Here is a 21,270-nt window from a genome sequence, read left to right as displayed (position 1 = left end):
GCCGCGTCCTCTTCTGCCGCGAGCCGCCGTGGTGTTCACCCTCCGGGGTGAATCCGACGATGCCACCCATCCGGCCGCCACCGCGCCCCGAATGGCCGACGTGAGCAGGAAGACACCCACCCCCCGAGGCCCCCTGCGCGGCCGGATCGCGCGGGCCGTGACCGGGCTGGCCGGCGCGGCGGTCGCGGTCGGCGCAGGCGAGCTGGCCGCCGCTTTCACCGGGCCCGACACCGCACCGGTGTACGCGGTGGGCTCGGCGGCGATCGATCTGACGCCCACTCCGCTCAAGGAGTGTGCGGTCCGCACGTTCGGCACCAACGACAAGCCGGTGCTGCTCGCCGGGATCTACCTGACGATGGCGCTACTCGCGGTCCTCACCGGACTGCTCGCCTCCCGGCGCCCCGTACTCGGCGCCGCGGTGTTCGCGCTCTTCGGCGCCGTCGGCGTCTGGGCGGCCCTCTCGCGGCCCGGCGGCGAACCCGTCGGCGCCGCACCGGCGGTCGCGGCCGGGATCGTCGGAGCCGGTGCGGTGTTCGTCCTGGCCCGCCTCCCGGGCACGGCCACCCGCCCTTCGGCCCTCGCGCCGCCGGCCACCTCGCCCCCGGCCACCACGCCCTGGGCCGGCGAGGCCCCGGAACCCGCCCCCGCCCGGCCCGATCCCGGACCTCCCACAGGAGTCACCAGCCGCCGAACGGTCCTGGCCGCGACGGGCGGTGCGGTGGCGTTCGGCGCCGCCGCCGGGTTCGGCGGGCGTGCCGTCTCCGACCGGCGCTACGACATCGGCGCTGTCAGGGCGGCCGTGCGCATCCCGCCGGCCGCCGACCCACTGCCGCCGCTGCCCGCCGGGCTCCACCCCGCCGTGCCCGGCCTGCCCCCGTTCGTCACCCCGAACGCCGACTTCTACCGGGTCGACACCGCCCTCACCCTGCCCCGGATCGACCCCCGCCACTGGTCGCTGCGCATCCGGGGCATGGTCGACCACCCCCTCCTGCTCACCTTCGACGACCTGCTGCGCCTGCCGCTGGAGGAGCTCGACCACACCCTGTCCTGCGTCTCCAACGAGGTCGGCGGACCCTACGTCGGCACCACGCGCTGGCTGGGCGCCTCGCTGCCCGCCCTGCTGCGCCGCGCGGGCGTCAGGCCGGGCGCGGACCAGTTGGTGGGCCGTTCCCAGGACGGCATGACCATCGGCACGCCGATGGAGTCGGTCCTCGACGGCCGCCCGGCGCTGCTGGCGGTCGCGATGAACGGCGAGGCGCTGCCCGTGGCCCACGGCTTCCCGTGCCGCACGGTCGTCCCGGGCTTCTACGGGTACACCTCGGCCACCAAGTGGCTGGTGGACCTGGACGTCACCACCTTCGCCGCGTACGACCCGTACTGGGTGCGCCGCAGCTGGGACAGGCGCGGCGAGGTGCGCACCGCTTCGCGCATCGAGGTCCCGGCCCCCTTCGCCAGGGTCCCGGCCGGGGACGTCACGCTCGCGGGAACCGCCTGGGCGACCCACCGGGGCATCGCCGCCGTCGAGGTACGCGTCGACGGCGGCCCCTGGCAGACGACACGACTGGCGGCCGATGGCGGGCCCGACCTGTGGCGCCAGTGGGCCCACACCTGGAGCGGCGCGAGGCCCGGAACCCACCGCGTCGAGGTCCGTGCCACCGACGCGTCGGGCGCCGTTCAGAGCGAGCAGCGGGCCGCGCCCTTCCCGGCCGGTGCCACCGGCTGGCACAGCACCGTCGTCACCGTCACCTGACCGTCCCGCACCCGGCGGGCACCACACCCCTCAAGGCTTCGGGCAGCGGTCAACGCCGCCCGGATGATCACACACTGCCGTTCACCCACCGAGTCATCCCAGGAGACATCACATGTCGCTGACCAGCATCCGTCGTTCCTCTGCCGCCGCCGCCCTGGTGGCCGGCGCGCTCGTGCTCGGCCTGAGCGCCTGCACCAGCGGCGGCGGCGGTTCGGCCATGGACAAGGCCTCCGCCACCGCCGCCGTCTCGCAGGCCGCGTCCGCGACCGCTCCCGTCGAGCAGGTGGCGGACGAGCCGTTCGGCGCGGCGTGCGCGGCGGTGCCGAAGGACGGCGCGGGTTCGTTCACCGGCATGGCGAAGGACCCGGTGGCCACGGCCGCGTCGAACAACCCGCTGTTGTCGACGCTGGTGACCGCGGTGAAGCAGGCGGGCCTGGTCGACACGCTGAACTCCGCGCAGAACATCACCGTGTTCGCGCCGACCAACGATGCCTTCGCCAAGATCCCGAAGGCCACCCTGGACGCGGTCCTCGCCGACAAGGACAAGCTCACCAAGATCCTCACGTACCACGTCACCCCGAACCGCCTCGCGCCGACCGCCCTGCCCGGCGGCCACAGGACCCTCGAAGGCAGCACCCTCACCGTGACCGGCTCGGGCGAGGACTTCACCGTCAACGCCGACTCCAAGGTCCTGTGCGGCAACGTCCAGACCGCCAACGCCACCGTCCACATCGTCGACACCGTCCTCATGCCCACCTCCTGACGCTTCCCGCCCATAAGACGCCGATCGCCGCCGGCCCGTCCTCGAGGGCCGGCGGCCAGGCGCCCGACTAATGCGGCGGGGCGGCCGGCGCCCCTGACAGAGTCGGTTCACACGCTCACCGAGCCGCCGTGCCCGCTCCCGCGGCCGCGGTTCGCACCGCGCGGCCGCCCGCGACCGGCCCGGGGCGGGTGTGGTGGGTCCGCCATCGGCCCCACGAGGGTCGGGCCCCGACCGCTGCGAAAGACTGTCCGCTCGGCGAGTCGTTCGCTGAGTGGGATCTGTGACCTTTGGGGGGACGAGTGCGTTTCGCGCAGCGTGTTTCAACCGTGTTGTCCGGCGTTCTGGTGGTGGCGGGGCTCGGTGGTGTGTCACCGACGGGCGCGGCGGCGGCCGGTGGGTGTCAGGCGGGCCGGGTGTTGAACGTCGTCGCCCATCACGACGACGACCTGCTGTTCCTGGCGCCGGATCTGATCAATGACCTCCGCAACCCGGACGTCTGTGTGCGGACGGTGTTCCTGGTGGGTTCCTACTACGATCGCTGGGGCCTTCACCCGACGGACGACGCCAAGTTCGCGTACATGGAGAACCGTGAGCGCGGCGTGCGGGAGGCCTACCAGGGTGCGGCGGGGATCGTCGGGTCGTGGGGGCACGGCGGGTACGCGCAGGCCGGGGTGCAGGCGGCGTTGTGGAGCCTGGGCGGGCGGGTGTCGACGGTCGAGCTCCGGGTGCCCGATGCGAGCGCTTCCAACAGCGCCGGCACGATGCGCAGGGGGCAGCTGTGGGCGCTGTACGCGGACAACCTGGAGGCCTGGCCCCTACCGGGGGACGACGCCCCCGTCCAGCAACGGCTGTCGCGTGAGCAGGTGCTCGCCTTCGTCCAGGGCGTCATCGACGACTACCAGCCGACCGTGATCAACACGGTGGACCCGTCCGCGGACCAGCACACGGCCGACTGGGACGGGAAGTTCCACTCCGACCACGTCGCGGCCGCGCGGCTGCTGGCCGGTGCGCTGCACCGGCGCGGCGGGACGTGGCCAAGGGTCACCTTCTACCGCGACTACCTGGCCAGGACCAGCCCGGAGAACCTGGACGACGCCGCCTACCGGAGCAAGCGGGACGCCCTGGACATCTACGCCCGGAGGGACGATGAGATCTGTTCCTCCGCCGACGACTGCCACTCGGAGGAGTCGGAGTACGCGCCGTGGCTGAGGGTCCAGTACTACGCGGACTACGAGTGGGGCGGTGGCTACCACCTGCCGGTGCCGTGGTCGGGTGGGGACCCCGAGATGAACCAGAGCTACCACCTGGTGAACCGCGCCACCGGCCTGTACCTCGACATCCCCGGATCCTCGACGGACGACTGGGCCGCCCCGACCACCTGGACGAACACGGGAAACGCCAACCAGGTCTTCGTCCTGAAGGCCACCCTGGGCGGATGGAACCTTCGCCCTCGGCACAGCGGGAAGTGCCTGGACGTGCCGGGTGCGAGCACGGCGACCACCGGTCTCATCCAGTACTCGTGCACCGCGAACACGGCCGACCCGGCCGGTGTGGGGGACATGGTCCGGCTCAACGAGGCCTTCCGCATCCGGGGTGATCACGGCAGGGGATTCAGCATCACCCTGGCCCACTCCGGGATGGCCCTGACCGCTTCCGGCGGGGCCGGCTCGGCGGTGGTCCAGGCGCCGAACACGGGTGCCGCCAACCAGGTGTGGGACCTCGTGCGCGCCTGAGACCGTGTGCCGCCGTCGCTCAGGTCCGTCCTCCTGGCATCGGCGCTGCTCCGGCGGCGTGCCTTCGGCGGTGTGCCTCCAGTGCTGCGCCTCCGACGGGGTGACTGTTCGACGGGTTGGTCACCCCCGACGCCACCGACGACATCAGCGGTGCCGCGATGACCGACTACCGGGTCGACGGCGGCGAATGGACCCGCTACACCGGGCCGTTCACGGTGAGCGGCGACGGCCGCCACGAGGTCGGGTACCGCTCGGACGACCACGCCCAGAACGTGGAGCAGGAGCACTGCCTGGAGATCCTGATCGACTGCGACCCGCAGCACGGGGAGGGCTCCGACGGCCCCTGGGAGGGCTGAGCCGGCCGGCACCTGACGCAGCACCCGGGCCCGGGCCACCGCGAGGTGACCCGGGCCCGCAGGCGCGCGGGTACGGGAACATGCCGCACAGGCGCCTGCGTGCGCGGCGCGGCCGGCGGGCCTCGGAGTGGCGGCCGAGAAGTGCCCGCGCCACCGGCAGGCGGACGAGTTCGAAGCAGCCGGGCGGAGGCGGGCGGCCCGGCCGTCGCGTTCCGCCGATGCCGGCGTCGATCTCACGTACAGTGCGGCCAGGAGGGTGTTCCGGTTGGTCGTCACGAACTGACCCTGGACATCCTCGTCCCGCGGGCGGGGCGGAACTTCGGATCCGCTGGAGGTCGGTCCCGGATTCGGTCGGGGCCACAGGGGAGGCGATCGTGGGGGAACCGGACGGCAGGACCGCACTGGTGACGGGTGGCTCTCGCGGGATCGGGCGTGCGGTCGCCCTGCGGCTCGCCCGGGCCTCGGTGATGCGCCCGGCTCGCGGGTTTCAGCAGCGGTGCTGAGGCGCGATCCGGACTTCTTCGGAGGACTCCGACTCCTTGGGAGTCCGGGGGTCTGCGGATGTCGAGAACGAGCCACCGCCCCGTCCCAGGGGCATCCGCGGCCACCACCGGCCGCACGAGGAAGGAGAGACCAGCATGGCGATTCAGCGGATGGACAACGTCGGCATCGTCGTCGAGGACCTGGACGCCGCCGTCGCGTTCTTCGTGGAGCTCGGTATGGAGTTGGAGGGCAGGGGGGAGGTCGAGGGCCTCTTCGCCGACCAGTGCACCGGACTCGACGGCGTCCGCTGCGACATCGCGATGCTCCGGACCCCGGACGGTCACAGCCGGCTGGAGCTGGCGAAGTACCGCAGCCCCGCGGTGATCAGCGCCGGGCCGCGCAACCCGCCGCACAACGTTCTGGGCACGCACCGCGTCATGTTCGCCGTCGACGACATCAAGGACACCGTTGCCCGCCTGCGTCCTCACGGCGCCGAACTCGTCGGCGAGATCGCCCGGTTCGAGGACAGCTATCTGCTCTGCTACGTGCGCGGCCCGGAGGGCATCATCGTCGGACTGGCCGAGCAGCTGCGCTGAGAACCCGTTCTCGTGATCGCCGCTGGTGTGGGTGGCTGAAAGGTCGCGCAGGCGCTTCGAGCGCACGCCCCGAGCGGTCGGGAGGTCATACCACGGGGCCGGCTGAAGCCGTCCCTCCGCCAGCGGGTGCTCAGGTGAGGAGTTCGGCGAGTCGGGCCATCTCGGTGGGCGGGTCGATCACCGGTTGGATGAGGAGCTCGTCGACGCCTGCCTGTTCCAGGGCCGAGATGCGGGTGCGGAGGTCGTCGCGGGTGCCGACGAGGGCCAGGCTGTTCATCAGCGAGGGCAGGACCAGGTCCCGGTCCTGCGGTGCGATGCGGCCGAGGTAGTTGGGGTAGAGCTTGGTGTACCGGTCCGGCGCGGTAGCGGTGGTGCCACGTCGGTCGAGGAGCCGTCGCACCGCCTCGCGCAGGTCGGGGCCGAGTTGCCCGGCGAAGGCGGGTGTGTCGGCGGCGAAGTCCAGCAGCGACAGGACGAGGTGGCCCGTCGCGTCCCGGGCCGCGTCGCTGTCGGCGTCCTCGTTGTCGCGCAGCAGGTGGAGCGCGGTGACCACGTAGGAGTCCCCGTCGGAGCCGGGGCCGGGGACCGTACCGCGGGCGGCTTGGCGGCGGGCGTCGTGCAGCGCGTGCCAGGCGGTGGGGTCGAGCAGGCCGAAGGAGATGAGGCCGGTGCCGCGGCGACCGGCGACGGCGGCGGCCTTCGGGCCGAGCGCGGCCACGACGAACTCGATCGGATCGGTGGTGTTCACCTGCGCCCCGGCGTGCAGGAAGCGGATGTCGCGGACCCGGTCACCTTCGCGATACCCGGTCGGGCGTCCGGCACAGAGATCCTGCAGGGCCGCGGTGAAGCTCTCCAGCGCGGCCGCCGTGGTCGGCGGCATGCCCAGAGTGCGCCGGGCGGTGTTCCCGGTGCCGACCCCGCAGATGATCCGCCCCGGCGCCAGGGCATTGAGGCTGGCGAACCCGCTCGCCGCGGCCGGGGCCGAGCGCAACGCCGGTGAGGTCACGCCGATACCGAGCCGGATGCGACGGGTGGCCTTCGCACACAGACCCAAGGCGACGAACGGGTCACCGTGGACCATGGGGGAGTCATTGACCCAGAAGCTGTGCAAGCCCGACTCCTCGGCCTGCACGGCGAGATCCTCCACGCCGGGGTGCGCGGCGACCACGACGCCTGCACGCATCAGACCTCCGAGGTACGAGGATCGGATCGAGCCCGCTCACGCCGGCAGGTCCCAGGGCGGGAGCCCATGGCCGTGACGCCGTCGGCGGAGCCACCGGGACGGCTTGAGGCGGCCCGCTCGTGGAGGGACGCCTTCGGCCGGGACTCTGTCCACTATGCCGTCGAAGCCCGGGCGCCGCCGCTCAGGTCAGGGGTCGTGGGTGAGGTGGATCGGTGTGGTGAGGAGGAGTAGTCGGCCGGACGTGGCGGCGGTTCGGAGGTCGTGGGGGCTGGTGAAGGGGCCGGTGATCAGGAGGAGGGTGGTGTGTGCGCGGACGGCGCGCCGCCATTCGTGCGTGGTGGTGATCTCGTCGTCGTACCAGGTCTGGCCGCCGGGCCGCAGAAGGGTCAGCCGGTGGCCGTCGAGGACGGCGGACCAGGCGGGCCGCGGGTCGGTGGCGTGGTGGCTCCAGCCGTCGTCGAGGATCATGAGGCGGCCGGGGAAGGCGGGGACGACCAGGACCGGGCGCCGGTCGGGTGTCAGCTCGGGCCAGGGACGGCCGTGCAGACCGGTGCCGCTGGTTATCTCCACACGCGGCCCCCTCCCTCTGGTCCGGCCGGGTGACCCGGCCGGCGAACAGATCACATCATCGGCCACGAACCGGCCCCGGCGCGGCCGAATCCGCCGACAGACCCCCGACGCGATCGGGCGCCCGCCCGCTGACCCCGGGTCCGCCCGCTGCTGCGGGCGAGGCCACTCCCCGCCGTCGGCCCGTCGGCTCTGCGGTCTGTCCGGCCTCCGGCCGAGGGCTCGTTCCCGGTGGCCGGTACCGGTGCTCCGGCGGGGTGGGCGGGATCTTCGGCATGACGGTACCCAGGGCCGGGCATCTCCGGTGACGGTGCCGTCCGGCCACGCCCTTCGCCGCTGCCCTGGTTCGTGCGGCGGGGGTGTTGTCCGCCGGGTCCGGCGCGGTCCGCTCCGGCTTGCCCGTCCCGCCTCATGGCCCTGGACCGCGCCCGGCCCGCCGGGTGTCCGTGTGTCTGCTGCCCGTCGTCGCTCCCGGGTGTGGCCGCTCCTTGGCGTGGCCGTCGATGCCAACCGGGGGTGGGGAGGGTTCGGTGCTACCGGCCGTTGCTGGTCCTGTTCCGCTTTGGAGGCCGCAGGCCCTGCGGCTTGGCCCGTGCCGCTGTTCCGCGACCGGGCCGAGCCGGTGAGCAGGCGCTCAGGAGGCGGTTGAGCCGCGAACCAGGAAGCCGTGAAGCTCGATGACAGCGGCGTCGACGTCGGTAGGTTCCGGCGGACCGTGGAGGTTGAGCCCGCAGAGGGCACGCAGCGCGTCGACGCCCAGCCTCAGGGCGTGGAACGGCAGCGCGTGCGGGGCCTCGGCCTGATCGCACGGCCGGATGATCGGCCGGCCACCTCGGACGGTGACCTACAGTCAAGATCGTTCGAGGCGGGACGGCCAGGGCAGGATCAGGCCGTTTCCCCTGGTGACGGCGCTGCGCCGCGCGGGCTGGGGTAGCGCCGGCACAGGGCGGCCTCCGCCGCCGGGTGACCCGTCTCACTGAAGTTCGGCGAGTCTCGGCGGAGTTTGACCGATCGGCATTTGTCTCATCGAAGTCTGACCACCAGGTTCAGCGCCGGACGATGTCTGGGACCTTGGGGTGCCTGGAGCTGCCCCGGAGGAAGATCACGGTCGGCGCGATGATCGCTGCGGCACAATCCCAGGATGATCGGCAACCGGATCACGCATCGCACAGCGGACGGCGTCCGCATGCCCGGAACCTGGCGGCACGCCTTCATCCGCAACGGCGGCCACTACTTCCTCACCGACCTCTTCATCTACGCCGACGGGCTCATCGACTGCTGGGGCCTGGTCACCGTCGAGGAGTTCGAGGAGAAGCTGCGCACCGGCTGGGTGGCCACCAGCCTTCCGGAGGGCGGCGAGGCCTCCGCCCACGAGCTGGCGGACTGGAAGTTCAGCGAGCCGGAGAGCTGGCTCACGCCCGAGCTGTTGGTCGCCGAAGTCCGCGACACCATCGACCGGCTGAACGGGCGGCCCGACTCGACCGGCCGCTGTCTGGCCGCCGTCGACGTCTTCCTCGCCGACCGGACCGAGGAGAACGGGGCCGCGGCCCGCGCCGCGTTCTTGGCCGTCCCGGATTCGCAGCGCCGCTACGCGCTGGGCGACATGGACAGCAAGGACCGGCCGCTGCGGGTCCTGGTGGCAGGGCCCGGCGGCCGGACTTACCTGTCGTTCGACGGAACGGTCACGCAGGAGGACTACGACGGCGCCCTCGCGTACTTCGAGGAGCGGGCACGTTGGAGGGCTGTGAGGGCCACCCGCGTCCCCGCGGACGGACCGGCGACACCGCACGCCCCGGCCGTCCAGCTCTACCACTCGTTCCCGATCAAGCCGGTGGACGATCCCGGCAAGCTCGGCCTGCGCCACGACTACCCCGCCCCGACCACGGTCGCGGACACCGACTACCCCTCCGTCGCCCACGCCTACTGGGCCCTGTCGGTCGCCGAGCCCGAGACCCGGCACGTGATCGCGGCAGCGGAAACCGCCGCCGCAGCGCGCACGCTCGCGGCGGAGGCCCCTCGCCGCGAGGGCTGGGAACACTCCCGAACCGCAGTCATGACGCGCCTGCTGCGCGCCAAGTACGACCAACACCCCGAGCTGGCCGAGGTCCTGCTTGCGACGGACGACGCCACCCTGATCTACGACGACATGAACTCGACCTTCTGGGGCGACAACGCCGGCCGGGGCCGCAACTGGTCGGGGCGCATCCTCGAACTCGTCCGCTCCGAACTGCAGATGCGGCGAGCAGGGATTCTCAGGGCGTGAGCGGGCCAGGTGCGCGACCTCACCGAGCCGGTCGAAGGCCGGTGACATCAGTCAGACTTTGATGAGACGGGTCAGCCGGGCACCGCCCCGTTCCGCGTCGAATGATCTTTGGCGGCAGTCGCCGTCACTCGATCTTGATCAGTGGCAGGGCGTCCGGCGGCACGTGGCGACGCGTGCGGGCCGACCAGGGCAGGCGAGGCTCGACGGCGCGAACCGCCCTGTCAGTGCGATGACCTACGTTGTTTCCACGACGAAACCACCGGATGGGGACCGAGATGGCACTGACGTTGGATGAGGCCGTAGCGCAGCTCGGTCACCGGCTTTCGCCCAAGCGGCGTTCCGCCGCATCGCGCCTGCGCCGGCTCGCCGACCCCGCCGCAGGCTCCGCGCTGCTGGACGCCCTTCAGCGGGAAGTTCGCGACGCCCGCACCTGGGAGACCCAGTACCAGATGGTCATGGCTCTCGGGGCATGTGGTCACCGACCCGCTCTCGGCTTCCTCCGTGACCTCGCCCGGCGCCCCTTCGAGGCCACCATGGTGTACGTCGCGCTCGGCGACGCCATCGTCCGGCTGAACACTCCCGAAGACACGGCCGATTCCCTGCGCTGGTGCCTCGACTCCGGCACCCCGATGCTCGCCGACGGCGCTCTGCGCGCCGTCGCCATGCAACGGCTGTCGCTGGACATGGCCACGATCGACCACGTTCTCGACCTCCTCAGCCCTCTGAACCCCAACGACGGCCTCCGATTCTGGGCCGCGGCCGCAGCGGCGGGATGGACAGGCCCGCAGGTCAGCACGTTCCCCGACGGATCCAGCGGCAGCAACTCGGTACGCACCAGCACGCCCCGATCATCCACCACCCGGCCGACGCGGTCATGGGCGGCCGGATCTGCCCCCCGGAGTGGCCCGGAAGCGCCGCGTGCCGCTCCAGTGAGGGGCCGTCCCGCCCGCCACACCTCTGCAGCCCTGCCCCGCCGCTGCGTGCCGGCCCGCCATCTGTCATCCCCGTCCCTTGCCGCCCCCGCACCCCGTACCACGCCCCGGCCGTAGGTGCCCGGTCCCATCCCGCGCCTCGTCCACAGGGCTACTACCGACCCGCCCGTGTCATCCGTCTGCTCGACCGGCTCACGGCGTGTCTCTCAGTCGCTCGACCCAACCCGTCCGGTCCGCCCGGACGCCCACATGGTGTGCTCGCGCGATATCGCCGCCTCGGCCTGGTCGACGAAGGTCCCCCACGCCTCCGCGTCCGCCCCGATGTCCGTGACGGAGAGGATGTGCCGGATCTCCCGCGCGGTCAGGCTGTAGGCGGAGGCCTCGGTCTCGAGCCGCTGGGCCTGGGCCCAGGCGGTGAGCCCCGCGACACCGGCGCTGATCACGCCGAGCAGGTCGATGGAGAACACCCGGTACGCCTTCAGCACGCCCGCCACGATGCCGACCATCTCCCCGAGCAGCGCGAGCCGTCGCCAGACGCGCGACTGCCGGTCCCGGAGCTTGGCCATGCGCGCGTACCAGGCGACCTGTTCCGCGAGGCGTTGGTCCCGGTAGGTTCGGATCCGCTCGCTCCTGCTGCCCGACCGGCACCGCTCCATCGCCTCGTTGATGTCGAGGCCGGCCGACACGTCGACGATCTCCAGGCCGAGGCTGATCTCGCGGAGGCGGGCGACGAACAGCTGCCTGGCCTCGTCGGCCGGCATCGTTTCGGGGAAGGGATCCCCGCACACCGCATAGCGCCAGGCCAGCGTCTTGCACGACTCGGCGGCGGCCCGGCTTTCGTACCAGCGGCGTTCGTCGCGCTGCTCGACTATGTAGAGCCGGAGCAACAGGGAGGCGACGAAGGCGAGTGCGGCGGCGAACCCCGCCCAGTCGACTGTGCTGCCGGAGGGTCGGAAGGTGGCCGCGCCGACGGTCGCCGCGAGGAAGAGGATCAGGAGGTTGAACCGGAGCTGTCCCAGGTAGCGCCGCTTTGACCGGATCGACTCGGCGTCGGCGTCCTGGAAGAAGGGCGGCAGGTGGCGCCAGGTGAACGCTTCGTGCGGAGGAGTGGACACGGTGGCTCCTCGGGCGGGATGGGCGGTCGGCCCCGCCACCCTAGGCGCTTCCGGGCGGGCGTGTCCGGCGAACATGACGGATCGTCACCATGATCCCCGGGTACCTCTTGGGCCGTAGACTGGGCTGTCGCAGGCAGTGGTGAGCGGGCGTCCTCGGCGATTGCCGCTCGGGAGGTGTCGGGGGAGCGCCCGGTCACCTCGCCCGGGCCGTCAGGCCGCTGTCCGGTGCCCCGCGCCGGCACGCTGCCTGCCGGAGGGTCCCCTTGGTGGGCCCCGTGACGTTCCGGGACGGGTTCGGCGCAGGACCACATCCCCCGCCTGGAACGGCCCTTTGCCGCCGTCCGAGCCTCGTGGTCACCGGCCCGGGCCGCCGCCACGAGGTGCCCGGTCACCGCCGCGAGGGCTGCTCCCCGCGGCGGGGCCGCACCGCCGGTCGGGCGAAGTGCTGCTGGAGGCGGGTGTGGCGGAACTGGCAGACCGCGCCGGCCTTGCGCAGCACTCCCCGCTGGTGTGCGTCCTCGAGGAACGCCATAGCTGTGCGGGGCACCCGCCCGGTCAGCGGCAGCCAGAGGCGCGCGAAGACCATCCACTGACCCCAGGCGGTCAGGCTCAGCCCGGTGCCGAGCCCGGCCCCGAAGGCGATCAGGAGCCCGAACCGGAGCCCGCCCGGAATGGTCCATCCGAGCCGGACGCCCCACAGGTACCCGCAGAGCAGTTCGACGGCGGGCCAGCCCGCGACCGCGACCCCGAACAGGGGGCGAACAGCAGCCATTGCAGAAGTACGGCCTTGCGGTTGCGGGCCAGCAGCTCACTGGGGCCGGGGGCCGATTCGATGGTTTCGGGAGCCTCGAACCAGGCCGTCCTGGCGCCGATGGGCCCGCCGACGACGGCGAACATGACGCCGTAGATGACGGCGTCCACCAGCCCGACCCTGAGGGTGTACGGGTCGTCCCACAGGAGCCTGCGGGTCCTACGCCGTCGTCAACAGCTCGGTGTAGGGGAGGGTCGCCATCGGCACGTCCGTTGTCTGTGACGGTGCCGAACACACGTGGGTGAGCCATGGGGCAGGCACGACCCGGGGCCCCCTTGTGAAGGTCGGCCAGGCCGAGGTCGTCACGCGCTTGCAGGTGTGGGAGCCGGCTGATCCTGACAGCCGGGGAGACGCTCCGGGGCGACTCCTGAGGACGGATCACCCGATCGGGAACCCCGACAGCCGAATCCGCAGCGCGGCGCCGGCCGCCGGACCGGCGGTCCTGCCGGCACCTCGGGCACCCCTGGCACGCCGAGTACCCCTGGCCGAACTCGATGCCGCTCTCAGGGAGTGGACCGGGCAGCACCAGGCCGACGCGATCTTCCGCTCGAAGGAGGCCTCCAAGCACTGGTCGTGGGCCCGCCAGGGTGTCGCCGACGACACCCACGAGAAGATCGTGGGGGGATCCCGGCGGCCCGAACGGCCGTCCTCCGGCCGGGCGCCGGACGTCCCGGGCACGGCCGTGCGTCGAAAGCGCGTGCGGTGGCGGACGAGCCGTAGTACTTCTGGAGTGGTGGAGACAGGTTCGTTCTCGTGGGGAGTCGTCGATGGCCGTTCGCCGGGTCGTGCCCAACATCCGGTCCGGAGCCGTGCAGGAGAGCCGGGAGTTCTACGGGCTGCTGGGCTTCGAGGAGGTCATGAACCACGGGTGGATCATGACGCTCGCCTCCCCGTCCAGCCCGGCGGCGCAGATCAGTGTCATGACCGAGGACAGGACGGCGCCCGTCGCCCCCGACATGAGCGTCGAGGTGGACGACGTGGACGCGGCGTACGCGGTCATGCGCGCGAGCGGTGCGGAGATCGTCCACCCCTTGCAGGACGAGGAATGGGGAGTGCGGCGGTTCTTCGTACGTGACCCCAGCGGACGTGTGGTCAACGTCCTGGGGCACCGTTGACGGGCCCGACCCCCGACGCCCTCGCCCGCGGCACCGGCGCGCCCATGGCGGACGGTCGCGTCCTGCCCGTCGACCACCACCGCGCCTACGCCGGGGCCGGCTTCGTCGAAACGCCCGGCTGAGAGCACACGGTGTCGGATCACCTCACCGGGCGCGGGTCTGTGGTGTCACGCTCCGGCCTCCGGGGAGGTCGAGGGTCACGGTGAGGCCGCCGTCCGGGCCGGGGGAGAGCTGGAGTTCGCCGTGGTGGGCGGTGGCGACGGCGGTGACGATGGTGAGGCCGAGACCGTGGCCGCGCCGGGTGGGGTCGGTGGTGGCGGTGCGGCCACGGGCGCGGAGGAAGGGCTCGGTGAGGGTGGCGACCGTCTGGGGGGCGAGCGGGGGGCCGGTGTTGGTGACGGTGAGCCGGACGCGGTCGGGGCGGTGGCGGTGGGGGCCGGTGGTGACGGTGACGGTGCCGCCGGTGGGGTGGTTGTGGCGGAGGGCGTTGTGGAGGAGGTTGAGCGCGGCCTGACGGAGGAGGACCGGATTGCCGGTGGTGGGTGCGGGGTCGAGCGAGGCGGTGACGGTGGTGCCGTGGGTGCGGGCCTCGTCCTGGACGGTGGCCAGGGCCTCCCGGGTGGCGGTGGCCAGGTCGGTCGGGGCGAGTTCGGGCGGGCTCTGGTCGAGGGCGGCGAGTTGGAGCAGGGCCTCGCTGATCTCGATGCCGCGTTGGTTGGTGTCCTGGAGGCGGGTGACCAGGCGGCCCCAGTCCTGGCCGGCCGGATCGGCGGCGGCGACCTGGAGCATGGTGCGGGTGATGGCCAGCGGGGTGCGCAGTTCGTGGGAGGCGTTGGCGGCGAACCGCTGCTGCGCCTCGAAGGAGCGCTGGAGGCGTTCCAGCATGTCGTCGAAGGCGTCGGAGAGCTCGGTGAACTCGTCCCGGGGCCCGCTCAGGGCGACCCGGTGCTCCAGTGCCCCGTCGGCGGCCCGCCGCGCGGCACCGGTGAGGTCCTGGAGCGGCCGCAGGACGCGCCCGGCGATGAACCAGCCGCCGGTGATGCCGACGGCCGTCATCAGGGCCAGGGCGAAACCACCCGCCCGGAGGAGGGAGTCGAGGATCTCCTGGCGCGACGGCGCGTCCGAGCGGTAGCGCGGGTTGGAGGAGGTCAGCGGGTAGTTGGGGACGTACTTCATGGCGACGTAGATCACGGCCAGCGACAGCACCCCGGCCGCCAGCGTGAAGAGCGTGTAGCTGAGCGTCAGGCGCATCCGGGCCGTCAGGCGCCGTGGCCGGGGCCTGACGCCGGCGGGCGGGTTCACCGGGTGCCCTCCTCTTCGGGGGCCGGCTCGCCGAAGCGGTAGCCGACGCCGGGGACGGTGTGGATGACCCAGGGGTGGCCGAGGCGTTTGCGCAGGCTGGAGATGGTGATCCGGACGGCGTTGGTGAAGGGGTCGGCGTTCTCGTCCCAGGCCCGCTCCAGAAGCTCCTCGGCGCTGATGACACCGCCCCGGGCGGCCATCAGGACCTCCAGGACGGCGAACTGCTTGCGGGGGAGCGCCACATAGCGCCCGTCGCGGTAGACCTCGCGGCGGAACGGGTCCAGCCGCAGGCCGGCCTGCTCCAGGACCGGCGGGGCGGAGCGGCCCGGGCGGCGTGCCAGGGCGCGGAGCCGGACGACGAGTTCGGCGAGGTCGAAGGGCTTGGTCAGGTAGTCGTCGGCACCGAGCTCGAAACCGTCGACCTTGTCGCCCAGACGGGCGGCGGCGGTGAGCATCAGGACCCGGCAGCCGAGGCCGCGCTCGACGATGATGCGGCAGACCTGGTCTCCGTGCGTGCCGGGGATGTCCCGGTCGAGGACGACGACGTCGTACGCGTGGACGGCGAGCCGTTCGAGCGCGGCGTCGCCGTCGCCCGCCACGTCGGCGGCGATCGCCTCCAGCCGCAGTCCGGCCTGGACCGCCTCGGCGAGGTAGATCTCGTCCTCCACCACCAGGACCCGCACGTGCCGCTCTCCCGTCTGTGTCCGCCGACGACCGCCGACGGCGGTCGTTCGTCCCCCATTGGACCCCATCGGGCGTATCGAAAACGTATCGGCCCGCGCGAACACCCCCGCAACATCGCCTCCCGTCGAATGGCTCCCGGGCAACGTACCGACGACACCGGGAGGCTGGGATGGACGCGGAGCTCAGGGAGCAGACGGAGTGCACGCAAGGGCTGGCGGTCGGCCCGCGGCGGCGCCGCGGTCGGCTGGTCGCGGGCGCCGTCGCGGTCGTGGCGCTGGCCTCGGCGGGGGTCTGGGCGGCCGACTCGGGGACGGCTGGCCTGCGCGGGATCACGGCGATGATCAGCGGCGCGTCGCCGGGGGCGGAGGACGGGGTGATCCCCGAGGGGACCAGGCTGAGCCCCTTCGACACCGAGGCCCCGGCCGTCCGTAAGCTCGACGGCCCGCTGCTGGCGGCCCTGCAGCAGGCCACCGTCGACGCCCGCGCCAGGCACATCGAGATCACCGTCACCTCCGGCTGGCGCAGCCGGGACTACCAGCAGGGGCTGCTCGACCGCGCGGTGGTCGAGCACGGGACTCTGGAGCGGGCCCGACGGTTCGTCAACACGCCGGACGCCTCCACGCACGTGTCGGGCAAGGCGGTGGACGTCGGCCCGACGGACGCGGCGTACTGGATGGCGCAGTACGGCCCCCGGTACGGGCTGTGCCAGGTGTACTCCAACGAGGTGTGGCACTACGAGCTGCTCACCACCCCGGGCGGGACCTGCCCGGCGCAGCTGCCGGACGCGGCCGGATGACGGCGGACACGGGTCCGGCACGCACCCGGACGGCTGACGCCGCCGACGGCGCTGAGGCCGCTGTCCTGGGGCCGACATGCCGACGTTCTCGCTGCCGAAGGCCGGTCGGCGGCGAGGATGGGTCCGGTCCATCACCAGCCGACCCGTCTCGGCCTGGAGCACGTTCACGGCACCACCCCCGACACCCCCGCCTGAGGGCCGCCGGGTCCGACTCGCGGCGGGGCCGGTGGTACCGCAGGGCCCCGGGAGCGGGGGCGGGTCCGCCTGGTGTCATCGTGCCGCCCGGATGCCGTCGTCTCCCGCGGGACACCGGGGCACCGGGTCGCCTGCTCGACAGCGGCACCGGCCTGGCAATCCGGCCGTGGCCGATGCCCGGGAGCGTATCCGGGGCCACCCGGTCACGTCCCGGTCTGTGCCGGGGCGTCGAACGGCGGGCAGGAGACCGAGACCTGCGACAGATAGGTGCTCAGGGAGCCGGCGGGGAGCCTCAGCCCGGGGTGGTCGGCGGGTACGAGCACGTCCAGCACCTCGGCGGCCGGATACCCGAAGACGTCGATGCCGTCCAGAACCACGGGCACGGCCGAGGGACCGGTGAGGGTGTACCGGCAGCGATCGAGAACGACCGCGGCGAGGCCGGGCCTGTCCCGTTCGGAGCGGCCCTCACGGTCGGCACAGTCACCGTAGACGAGCAGGTCCACACCGTCGTACACGGCGGTGAAGGCCCAGCCCGCCTGGCAGACCCACGACTTCCGCACATCGGCCAGGCTCGCGACGGTCCACTGGGCGGCCCGCTCGGTCATGCCGAACCTCAGGACCCCCACCTGGCGCGGCAGGACGACGCCCCTCCCGGGCAGCAGCTCGAACATCTGTCGATGTTGACATCCTCCCCGCGCTAAAGCACGGGGATTCCGGCCGCGCCTGCGGCACGGGGCTTGCGCCCGGTGTGGCCGGCGTTCCGGTGGGTTCCTGTTTCAACGGGCCGTGCCTGGCGTGGGATCGCCACGCCGGGTCCTACCGGCCCTCCGCAGGCGTTTAGCCTGTCCGCCCGTCCGGCGGCCAGGATGTTCCGAGCGGCATCGGCGGTCCGCCTCGACGGCGAAACACCGCCCCCCGACCTGCTCCACAGGCGGTCCGTTTCTCCCCCGCAAGCGGGGGCGCCCCCACCCCCGGCCAAAGCCGGGGGTATCCACGGAGGTCCCCGATGAACCCGTCGCTCGCCCATGACAACGGAGATGTCGCGGCATCGTCGGCCGTTCCCATCCCGGGATCCAGCGGACCCTCCGCCGCGGGCGGGGCACGATCCACGGGTGGCGGTGGCGGTCGGGGAACCGGACGAGCGGGCTGCCACGCCGGACGACCCGGCCGATCGAACCTGATCAGGGCTCGGACCCCGGTGTGATCAGCCCCGGGGAGCCGGGTGCGGGTCGAGGTCGGCCGGGTCGTGGGCGCAGATGGTGGGTGCGGCGCAGTTCGCGCAGTGTGCGAGAAGTAGGCGTCGCCGCAGTGCGGCAGCTGGCGGTCCGCCTTCCGGACGGCGACGCCGCAGTGGCCCCGGGTGTGTCCCGGCAGCGGGACGAGCAGGAGGCCGGGGGCCGGAGGAGGGGCGCCCTGCGCGCACCGGGGCGACGGCCGTGCCGGTGAGGACGGTGAGCAGGGGAGAGCCGGGTACGCCGCCGTCGGCGCGGCGCTCACTGCAGGGGGCACCGGCGTTCGTGTCGAGGATGCCGCCCCGGGCCTCGCCTCACCCGTCCCGTCCTCCACCCGCGCCGGTTCGGCCGGAGGACGGGCCGCGCAGGTAGCGCTGCGGTGTGGTGCCCACGGTACGGCGGAAGGCGGCGAGGAAGGCGCTGGGTGTGGCGTAGCCGACCGCGTGCGCGACCCGGGCCACCGGGTGGCCCTCGGCGAGCAACGGGAGCGCGGCGCGCAGCCGCAGGTGAGTGCGCCAGCGGTCGAAGCTCATCCCGGTCTCCTGCGCGAAGAGCCGGCTCAGCGTGCGCCGGCTGGTGCCGACCGCGCGGGCCAGGGCCTCCAGGGTGCGGGAGTCGGTGGGGTCGGCCAGCAGCAACGCGGCGACCGCCCGCGCGCGGTCGTCGAGCGGCTCGGGGACGGAGATGGGCGTGCTGGGCAGCGGGTGCAGCAGGTCGAAGACGACAGCCTCGGCGCGCTGCCGGGCGGGTGGCGCGAGGTCCTCGCGACCCAGGTGCGACAGCAGCCCGGCCAGCAGGTCGTCCACGGCGACCACGGTCGGCCGCCGCCAGTCCACCGGGCACGGGTCCGGGGTGAGGTAGAGGCTGTGGAACACGCTGTCGCGCGGCGCGCCGGTGCGGTGGACGGTGCCGGCCGGGATCCAGAGGGCGCGGGTGGGCGGTAACACCCACGAGTCGTCGCCGACCGCCACTCCCAGCACGCCCCGGGTGGCCCAGGCCAGTTGGTGACGCGGATGCTCGTGCGGCGCGAACCACTGCCCGGCGGCGAGCGGGAAGGCGCCGACCACGATGGCGCCCACCGGATCCGCCGCCACGCGTGGGGGCCCGGCGATGTTCCGGCCGGCCGGAACGGCCGCGCCCGGCGGCGTGATGCGGGAGCTCATCCGGGCATCGTACGATCCCTGGCCGCCACGCGACATCACCTGGCCCGGGTACGTCTCGCGGCCATCTCGCCTGCTGCCTAGGGTCGGTGGCATGCCGATGAACCTGTTGCACCGCAAGCTCTGCAGTTCCAAGAAGTGGGCCGCCGACGTGGCGGAGCGCATGCCCGGGATGCTGGCCGGCGTCGAACTCGGGGACGACGTCCTGGAGATCGGCCCCGGCTTCGGGGCGACCACCCGGGTGCTGGCCACCCGGGTCGAGCGGCTGACCGCGGTGGAGATCGACCCGGAGTCCGTCCGGCTGCTGCGCGCCGAGTTCGGCGAGCGGGTCGAGATCGTGCGGGGCGACGGCGCCCGGATGCCCTTCCCCGAGCGGCACTTCTCCGCGGTGGTCTGCTTCACGATGCTGCACCACGTGCCCTCGCCCGCCCAGCAGGACGCGCTGTTCGCCGAGGCGTACCGGGTGCTGCGGCCCGGTGGCGTCTTCCGTGGCGTGGACAGCCAGCCCAATCCCGGCTTCCGGCTGCTGCACGTCGGCGACACGATGGTGACGCTCGACCCGCACACCCTGCCCGACCGGCTGCGCGGGGCCGGCTTCGTGGACATCGAGACGGACCACCAGCCGGGCCGCCGGATCAGCTTCCTGGCCCGCCGCACCTGAGCGGGTCGCGGTCGCCTCCCGCCCGTCCGCCCGCTCCGGCCCGGGAGCGTCCCGGGCGGCCGCGCAGGAGGCGACCGCGCCGAGGGCCATGCCGAGCGTCGTCCGATCCGTCGAGGCGTAGGCGTCCAGGATGACGCCGAAGGCGCGGCGGCCGGCTCCTCCTTCTCCCTTCCCGGTTTCGCCGCGTACGAGCAGTACCGCATGGACGGCATGACCGACCCGGAGCACGCGACCGGGTCCGTGTCGGCGGACGGGGTGTGCCGCGCGGCGGCACGGGGATCGATACGGCGCCACCGCTCCCCGGTGACCGGCAGTCGGCCGCTCACCTTCCCGGGGCCGGTTGGCGGCCGGGGTCAGCAGGGTCCGCAGCCGCCAGGGGGCGGGCAGCAGGTGGGGGCGGCCTCGACGCAGACGGTGACGGAGTCGGTGTTGTCGGCGGGGCGGAGGTCGGTCTCGGCCGCCTGCGCCGTGGCGGTGTTGGTGACCGGGCCGGTGGTGATCGCCTTGGCCCGGAGGACGAGGGTGGCGGAGGCGTGGACGGCCAGTGTCCCGATGCTCCACTGGCCGGTGTCGGGGTCGTAGGTGCCGGGGCGGGGGGTGGCGGAGAGGAACGCCAGACCGGCCGGGAGGCTGTCGGCGACGGTGACACGGGTGGCCGTGTTCGGCCCGGCGTTGCGGACGGTCACACGGTAGGTGACGGTCTGGCCGACGGTGACGGTGGTGGCGTCGGCGGCTTTGGTCACGCTCAGAGGGCGTTTCGTGAGCACTTGCTCGAACTGGCTCGTTGAACCGCTCTTGTTCGATGCAGACCTGCTTACCGCTCGGCGATACTCATGCCGTGGAATGGGTTGAGCAGGCCAAGGAAGCCGAGGAACGTCGCGACTGGGATACGGCGATTGCGCTGGTCAGTGTGCACGCCGAGTGCTACTCGGCCGACTTCTACGCTCATGACCACCATCTGTGGCACATGGATTTGCTCGCGCGTGCCCGGCGGACAGAGGAACTGGCGGATCTGGCGCGGATGGACGTGCATGCGCGTCGGAGGCTGAACCGCCTGCTCCGCGAGGCCACTCAGAAGGACGGCGGCGGTGAGAACGCCGCGGTCGGATAGGCGCACGAGAGTGGCCCGTGATGGTTCGTCAGGCGCGGGTGGGCGGCGGGGGCGATAGGACGAATAGGCCGGGCTCGGGTTCGATCAGGATGCTTCGGGTGACCAGGCGTTTGAGCTTGGCGCGTGCGCCCTCGATGTGCTTTGGCTCGCTGCCGATACCGAGGCCCTGGCAGACATCCTTGGGACGCAGTCCGCCGTCAGCGTGCTCGAACAGGGCCAGGATCTCGCGGTAGCCGGGTGGCAGGGGTTCGGCCTCGGGTGGAGGATGTTCGTCTTCGGCGGCCAGTTCCAGCACCGTCGCGTGGGTGATCTCCAGTCGTTCCAGGGTCCGCTCGGCCGCGGCCAGTTGTTCGCCCAGCCGGGCTATCTGTTCGCGCAGATGCTCGACGGTCTCGCGCACCAGCCGCTGCCGGGTGCTGATCTTCTCCAGCATGTCCCTCATGGGGTCCTCCCGCCGTCGTC

At 72.8% G+C, this 21,270-nt stretch carries 23 protein-coding genes; 12 read left to right on the top strand and 11 right to left on the bottom strand.

Translation table 11 applies throughout. The annotated features are described in order from the left end of the window. Positions 1 to 91: 91 nt before the first annotated feature. From ACFVYI_RS13680 to ACFVYI_RS13660, 5 genes are all read left to right on the top strand, one after another. Positions 92 to 1,750 carry a molybdopterin-dependent oxidoreductase gene (locus ACFVYI_RS13680; RefSeq protein WP_387884582.1) on the top strand — a complete coding sequence of 553 codons (1,659 nt, stop codon included), beginning with the start codon at positions 92 to 94 and terminating at the stop codon, positions 1,748 to 1,750. Positions 1,751 to 1,862: 112 nt separating this feature from the next. Then, positions 1,863 to 2,513, top strand: coding sequence for a fasciclin domain-containing protein (locus ACFVYI_RS13675; protein WP_387884579.1), 651 nt, complete (start codon positions 1,863 to 1,865; stop codon positions 2,511 to 2,513). A 413-nt stretch (positions 2,514 to 2,926) separates the two neighbouring features. After that, positions 2,927 to 4,246 (top strand): RICIN domain-containing protein, encoded by a 1,320-nt coding sequence (locus tag ACFVYI_RS13670; protein ID WP_387884577.1) that lies wholly within the window; start codon positions 2,927 to 2,929, stop codon positions 4,244 to 4,246. 116 nt (positions 4,247 to 4,362) lie between these two features. After that, a complete protein-coding gene (locus ACFVYI_RS13665) occupies positions 4,363 to 4,602 on the top strand; it encodes an OmpL47-type beta-barrel domain-containing protein (RefSeq protein ID WP_387884574.1) in 240 nt (79 codons plus the stop codon). Positions 4,603 to 5,240: 638 nt separating this feature from the next. Continuing rightward, the gene (locus ACFVYI_RS13660; protein WP_387884573.1) at positions 5,241 to 5,681 is read left to right on the top strand and encodes a VOC family protein; all 441 of its coding nucleotides are present in this window, start codon (positions 5,241 to 5,243) and stop codon (positions 5,679 to 5,681) included. Between the two features lie 130 nt (positions 5,682 to 5,811). On the opposite strand, the gene ACFVYI_RS13655 is transcribed toward ACFVYI_RS13660, so the two are convergent. From ACFVYI_RS13655 to ACFVYI_RS13645, 3 genes are all read right to left on the bottom strand, one after another. Beyond that, positions 5,812 to 6,864, bottom strand: a complete 1,053-nt coding sequence (locus tag ACFVYI_RS13655; protein ID WP_387884571.1) for an LLM class flavin-dependent oxidoreductase — start codon at positions 6,862 to 6,864, stop codon at positions 5,812 to 5,814. A 186-nt stretch (positions 6,865 to 7,050) separates the two neighbouring features. Further along, the gene (locus tag ACFVYI_RS13650) at positions 7,051 to 7,434 is read right to left on the bottom strand and encodes a hypothetical protein (RefSeq protein ID WP_387884570.1); all 384 of its coding nucleotides are present in this window, start codon (positions 7,432 to 7,434) and stop codon (positions 7,051 to 7,053) included. Between the two features lie 631 nt (positions 7,435 to 8,065). Beyond that, positions 8,066 to 8,251: a DUF6928 family protein gene (locus ACFVYI_RS13645; protein WP_387884819.1), complete on the bottom strand. Its 186-nt coding sequence runs from the start codon at positions 8,249 to 8,251 to the stop codon at positions 8,066 to 8,068. A 321-nt stretch (positions 8,252 to 8,572) separates the two neighbouring features. Here ACFVYI_RS13645 and ACFVYI_RS13640 point away from each other — a divergent pair, with 321 nt between their 5' ends. Both ACFVYI_RS13640 and ACFVYI_RS13635 read left to right on the top strand, forming a co-directional pair. Then, positions 8,573 to 9,694, top strand: a complete 1,122-nt coding sequence (locus ACFVYI_RS13640) for an NADAR domain-containing protein (RefSeq protein ID WP_387884567.1) — start codon at positions 8,573 to 8,575, stop codon at positions 9,692 to 9,694. Positions 9,695 to 9,969: 275 nt separating this feature from the next. Next, positions 9,970 to 10,743 carry a HEAT repeat domain-containing protein gene (locus ACFVYI_RS13635; RefSeq protein WP_387884564.1) on the top strand — a complete coding sequence of 258 codons (774 nt, stop codon included), beginning with the start codon at positions 9,970 to 9,972 and terminating at the stop codon, positions 10,741 to 10,743. Positions 10,744 to 10,832: 89 nt separating this feature from the next. Here the strand turns inward: ACFVYI_RS13635 and ACFVYI_RS13630 are convergent, their stop codons facing one another. Both ACFVYI_RS13630 and ACFVYI_RS13625 read right to left on the bottom strand, forming a co-directional pair. Next, on the bottom strand, positions 10,833 to 11,741 hold the full coding sequence (locus ACFVYI_RS13630; protein ID WP_387884562.1) for a DUF4231 domain-containing protein: 909 nt from the start codon (positions 11,739 to 11,741) through the stop codon (positions 10,833 to 10,835). A gap of 388 nt (positions 11,742 to 12,129) precedes the next feature. Beyond that, positions 12,130 to 12,513 carry a hypothetical protein gene (locus ACFVYI_RS13625; protein ID WP_387884560.1) on the bottom strand — a complete coding sequence of 128 codons (384 nt, stop codon included), beginning with the start codon at positions 12,511 to 12,513 and terminating at the stop codon, positions 12,130 to 12,132. A gap of 806 nt (positions 12,514 to 13,319) precedes the next feature. On the opposite strand from ACFVYI_RS13625, the gene ACFVYI_RS13620 reads away from it, so the two are divergent. Both ACFVYI_RS13620 and ACFVYI_RS13615 read left to right on the top strand, forming a co-directional pair. Further along, the gene (locus ACFVYI_RS13620) at positions 13,320 to 13,667 is read left to right on the top strand and encodes a VOC family protein (RefSeq protein WP_387884557.1); all 348 of its coding nucleotides are present in this window, start codon (positions 13,320 to 13,322) and stop codon (positions 13,665 to 13,667) included. Further along, a complete protein-coding gene (locus ACFVYI_RS13615) occupies positions 13,664 to 13,789 on the top strand; it encodes a hypothetical protein (RefSeq protein WP_387884554.1) in 126 nt (41 codons plus the stop codon). The genes ACFVYI_RS13620 and ACFVYI_RS13615 overlap by 4 nt, the downstream gene beginning before the upstream one ends. Before the next feature lie 22 nt (positions 13,790 to 13,811). Here the strand turns inward: ACFVYI_RS13615 and ACFVYI_RS13610 are convergent, their stop codons facing one another. Both ACFVYI_RS13610 and ACFVYI_RS13605 read right to left on the bottom strand, forming a co-directional pair. Further along, positions 13,812 to 14,969 (bottom strand): sensor histidine kinase, encoded by a 1,158-nt coding sequence (locus ACFVYI_RS13610; protein WP_387884551.1) that lies wholly within the window; start codon positions 14,967 to 14,969, stop codon positions 13,812 to 13,814. Continuing rightward, complete coding sequence (locus tag ACFVYI_RS13605; RefSeq protein WP_387884549.1) at positions 14,966 to 15,652, bottom strand: response regulator transcription factor; 687 nt, start codon at positions 15,650 to 15,652, stop codon at positions 14,966 to 14,968. The genes ACFVYI_RS13610 and ACFVYI_RS13605 overlap by 4 nt, the downstream gene beginning before the upstream one ends. Positions 15,653 to 15,822: 170 nt before the next feature. Between ACFVYI_RS13605 and ACFVYI_RS13600 the strand changes: the two genes are divergently transcribed. Next, complete coding sequence (locus ACFVYI_RS13600; RefSeq protein WP_387884547.1) at positions 15,823 to 16,449, top strand: M15 family metallopeptidase; 627 nt, start codon at positions 15,823 to 15,825, stop codon at positions 16,447 to 16,449. A 398-nt stretch (positions 16,450 to 16,847) separates the two neighbouring features. Here the strand turns inward: ACFVYI_RS13600 and ACFVYI_RS13595 are convergent, their stop codons facing one another. Both ACFVYI_RS13595 and ACFVYI_RS13590 read right to left on the bottom strand, forming a co-directional pair. Further along, entirely contained in the window at positions 16,848 to 17,315 is a 468-nt protein-coding gene (locus ACFVYI_RS13595; protein ID WP_387884544.1) for a hypothetical protein, read from the bottom strand. Positions 17,316 to 18,190: 875 nt separating this feature from the next. Beyond that, positions 18,191 to 19,039, bottom strand: coding sequence for an AraC family transcriptional regulator (locus ACFVYI_RS13590; protein ID WP_387884542.1), 849 nt, complete (start codon positions 19,037 to 19,039; stop codon positions 18,191 to 18,193). 91 nt (positions 19,040 to 19,130) lie between these two features. Here ACFVYI_RS13590 and ACFVYI_RS13585 point away from each other — a divergent pair, with 91 nt between their 5' ends. Then, on the top strand, positions 19,131 to 19,697 hold the full coding sequence (locus tag ACFVYI_RS13585) for a class I SAM-dependent methyltransferase (protein WP_387884539.1): 567 nt from the start codon (positions 19,131 to 19,133) through the stop codon (positions 19,695 to 19,697). A 353-nt stretch (positions 19,698 to 20,050) separates the two neighbouring features. On the opposite strand, the gene ACFVYI_RS13580 is transcribed toward ACFVYI_RS13585, so the two are convergent. Further along, the gene (locus ACFVYI_RS13580; protein ID WP_387884536.1) at positions 20,051 to 20,440 is read right to left on the bottom strand and encodes a DUF11 domain-containing protein; all 390 of its coding nucleotides are present in this window, start codon (positions 20,438 to 20,440) and stop codon (positions 20,051 to 20,053) included. A 95-nt stretch (positions 20,441 to 20,535) separates the two neighbouring features. Between ACFVYI_RS13580 and ACFVYI_RS13575 the strand changes: the two genes are divergently transcribed. Continuing rightward, on the top strand, positions 20,536 to 20,808 hold the full coding sequence (locus tag ACFVYI_RS13575) for a hypothetical protein (RefSeq protein WP_387884533.1): 273 nt from the start codon (positions 20,536 to 20,538) through the stop codon (positions 20,806 to 20,808). A gap of 28 nt (positions 20,809 to 20,836) precedes the next feature. Here the strand turns inward: ACFVYI_RS13575 and ACFVYI_RS13570 are convergent, their stop codons facing one another. Continuing rightward, the gene (locus tag ACFVYI_RS13570; protein ID WP_387884531.1) at positions 20,837 to 21,241 is read right to left on the bottom strand and encodes a hypothetical protein; all 405 of its coding nucleotides are present in this window, start codon (positions 21,239 to 21,241) and stop codon (positions 20,837 to 20,839) included. Positions 21,242 to 21,270: the final 29 nt, after the last annotated feature.

The sequence above is a fragment of the Kitasatospora sp. NPDC058218 genome, from assembly GCF_042882445.1.
Classification (GTDB): domain Bacteria; phylum Actinomycetota; class Actinomycetes; order Streptomycetales; family Streptomycetaceae; genus Kitasatospora.
This window is presented reverse-complemented; position numbering and strand designations above follow the sequence as displayed.

Bases quoted from the DNA above. Each gene is read 5' to 3' on its own strand.
- ACFVYI_RS13675 (WP_387884579.1), top strand. From the start codon at position 1,863: ATGTCGCTGACCAGCATCCGTCGTTCCTCTGCCGCCGCCGCCCTGGTG.
- ACFVYI_RS13635 (WP_387884564.1), top strand. From the start codon at position 9,970: ATGGCACTGACGTTGGATGAGGCCGTAGCGCAGCTCGGTCACCGGCTT.
- ACFVYI_RS13595 (WP_387884544.1), bottom strand. From the start codon at position 17,315: ATGTTCGAGCTGCTGCCCGGGAGGGGCGTCGTCCTGCCGCGCCAGGTG.
- ACFVYI_RS13640 (WP_387884567.1), top strand. From the start codon at position 8,573: ATGATCGGCAACCGGATCACGCATCGCACAGCGGACGGCGTCCGCATG.
- ACFVYI_RS13655 (WP_387884571.1), bottom strand. From the start codon at position 6,864: ATGCGTGCAGGCGTCGTGGTCGCCGCGCACCCCGGCGTGGAGGATCTC.
- ACFVYI_RS13680 (WP_387884582.1), top strand. From the start codon at position 92: ATGGCCGACGTGAGCAGGAAGACACCCACCCCCCGAGGCCCCCTGCGC.
- ACFVYI_RS13600 (WP_387884547.1), top strand. From the start codon at position 15,823: ATGGACGCGGAGCTCAGGGAGCAGACGGAGTGCACGCAAGGGCTGGCG.
- ACFVYI_RS13585 (WP_387884539.1), top strand. From the start codon at position 19,131: ATGCCGATGAACCTGTTGCACCGCAAGCTCTGCAGTTCCAAGAAGTGG.
- ACFVYI_RS13570 (WP_387884531.1), bottom strand. From the start codon at position 21,241: ATGCTGGAGAAGATCAGCACCCGGCAGCGGCTGGTGCGCGAGACCGTC.
- ACFVYI_RS13660 (WP_387884573.1), top strand. From the start codon at position 5,241: ATGGCGATTCAGCGGATGGACAACGTCGGCATCGTCGTCGAGGACCTG.
- ACFVYI_RS13620 (WP_387884557.1), top strand. From the start codon at position 13,320: ATGGCCGTTCGCCGGGTCGTGCCCAACATCCGGTCCGGAGCCGTGCAG.
- ACFVYI_RS13590 (WP_387884542.1), bottom strand. From the start codon at position 19,039: ATGAGCTCCCGCATCACGCCGCCGGGCGCGGCCGTTCCGGCCGGCCGG.
- ACFVYI_RS13625 (WP_387884560.1), bottom strand. From the start codon at position 12,513: ATGGCTGCTGTTCGCCCCCTGTTCGGGGTCGCGGTCGCGGGCTGGCCC.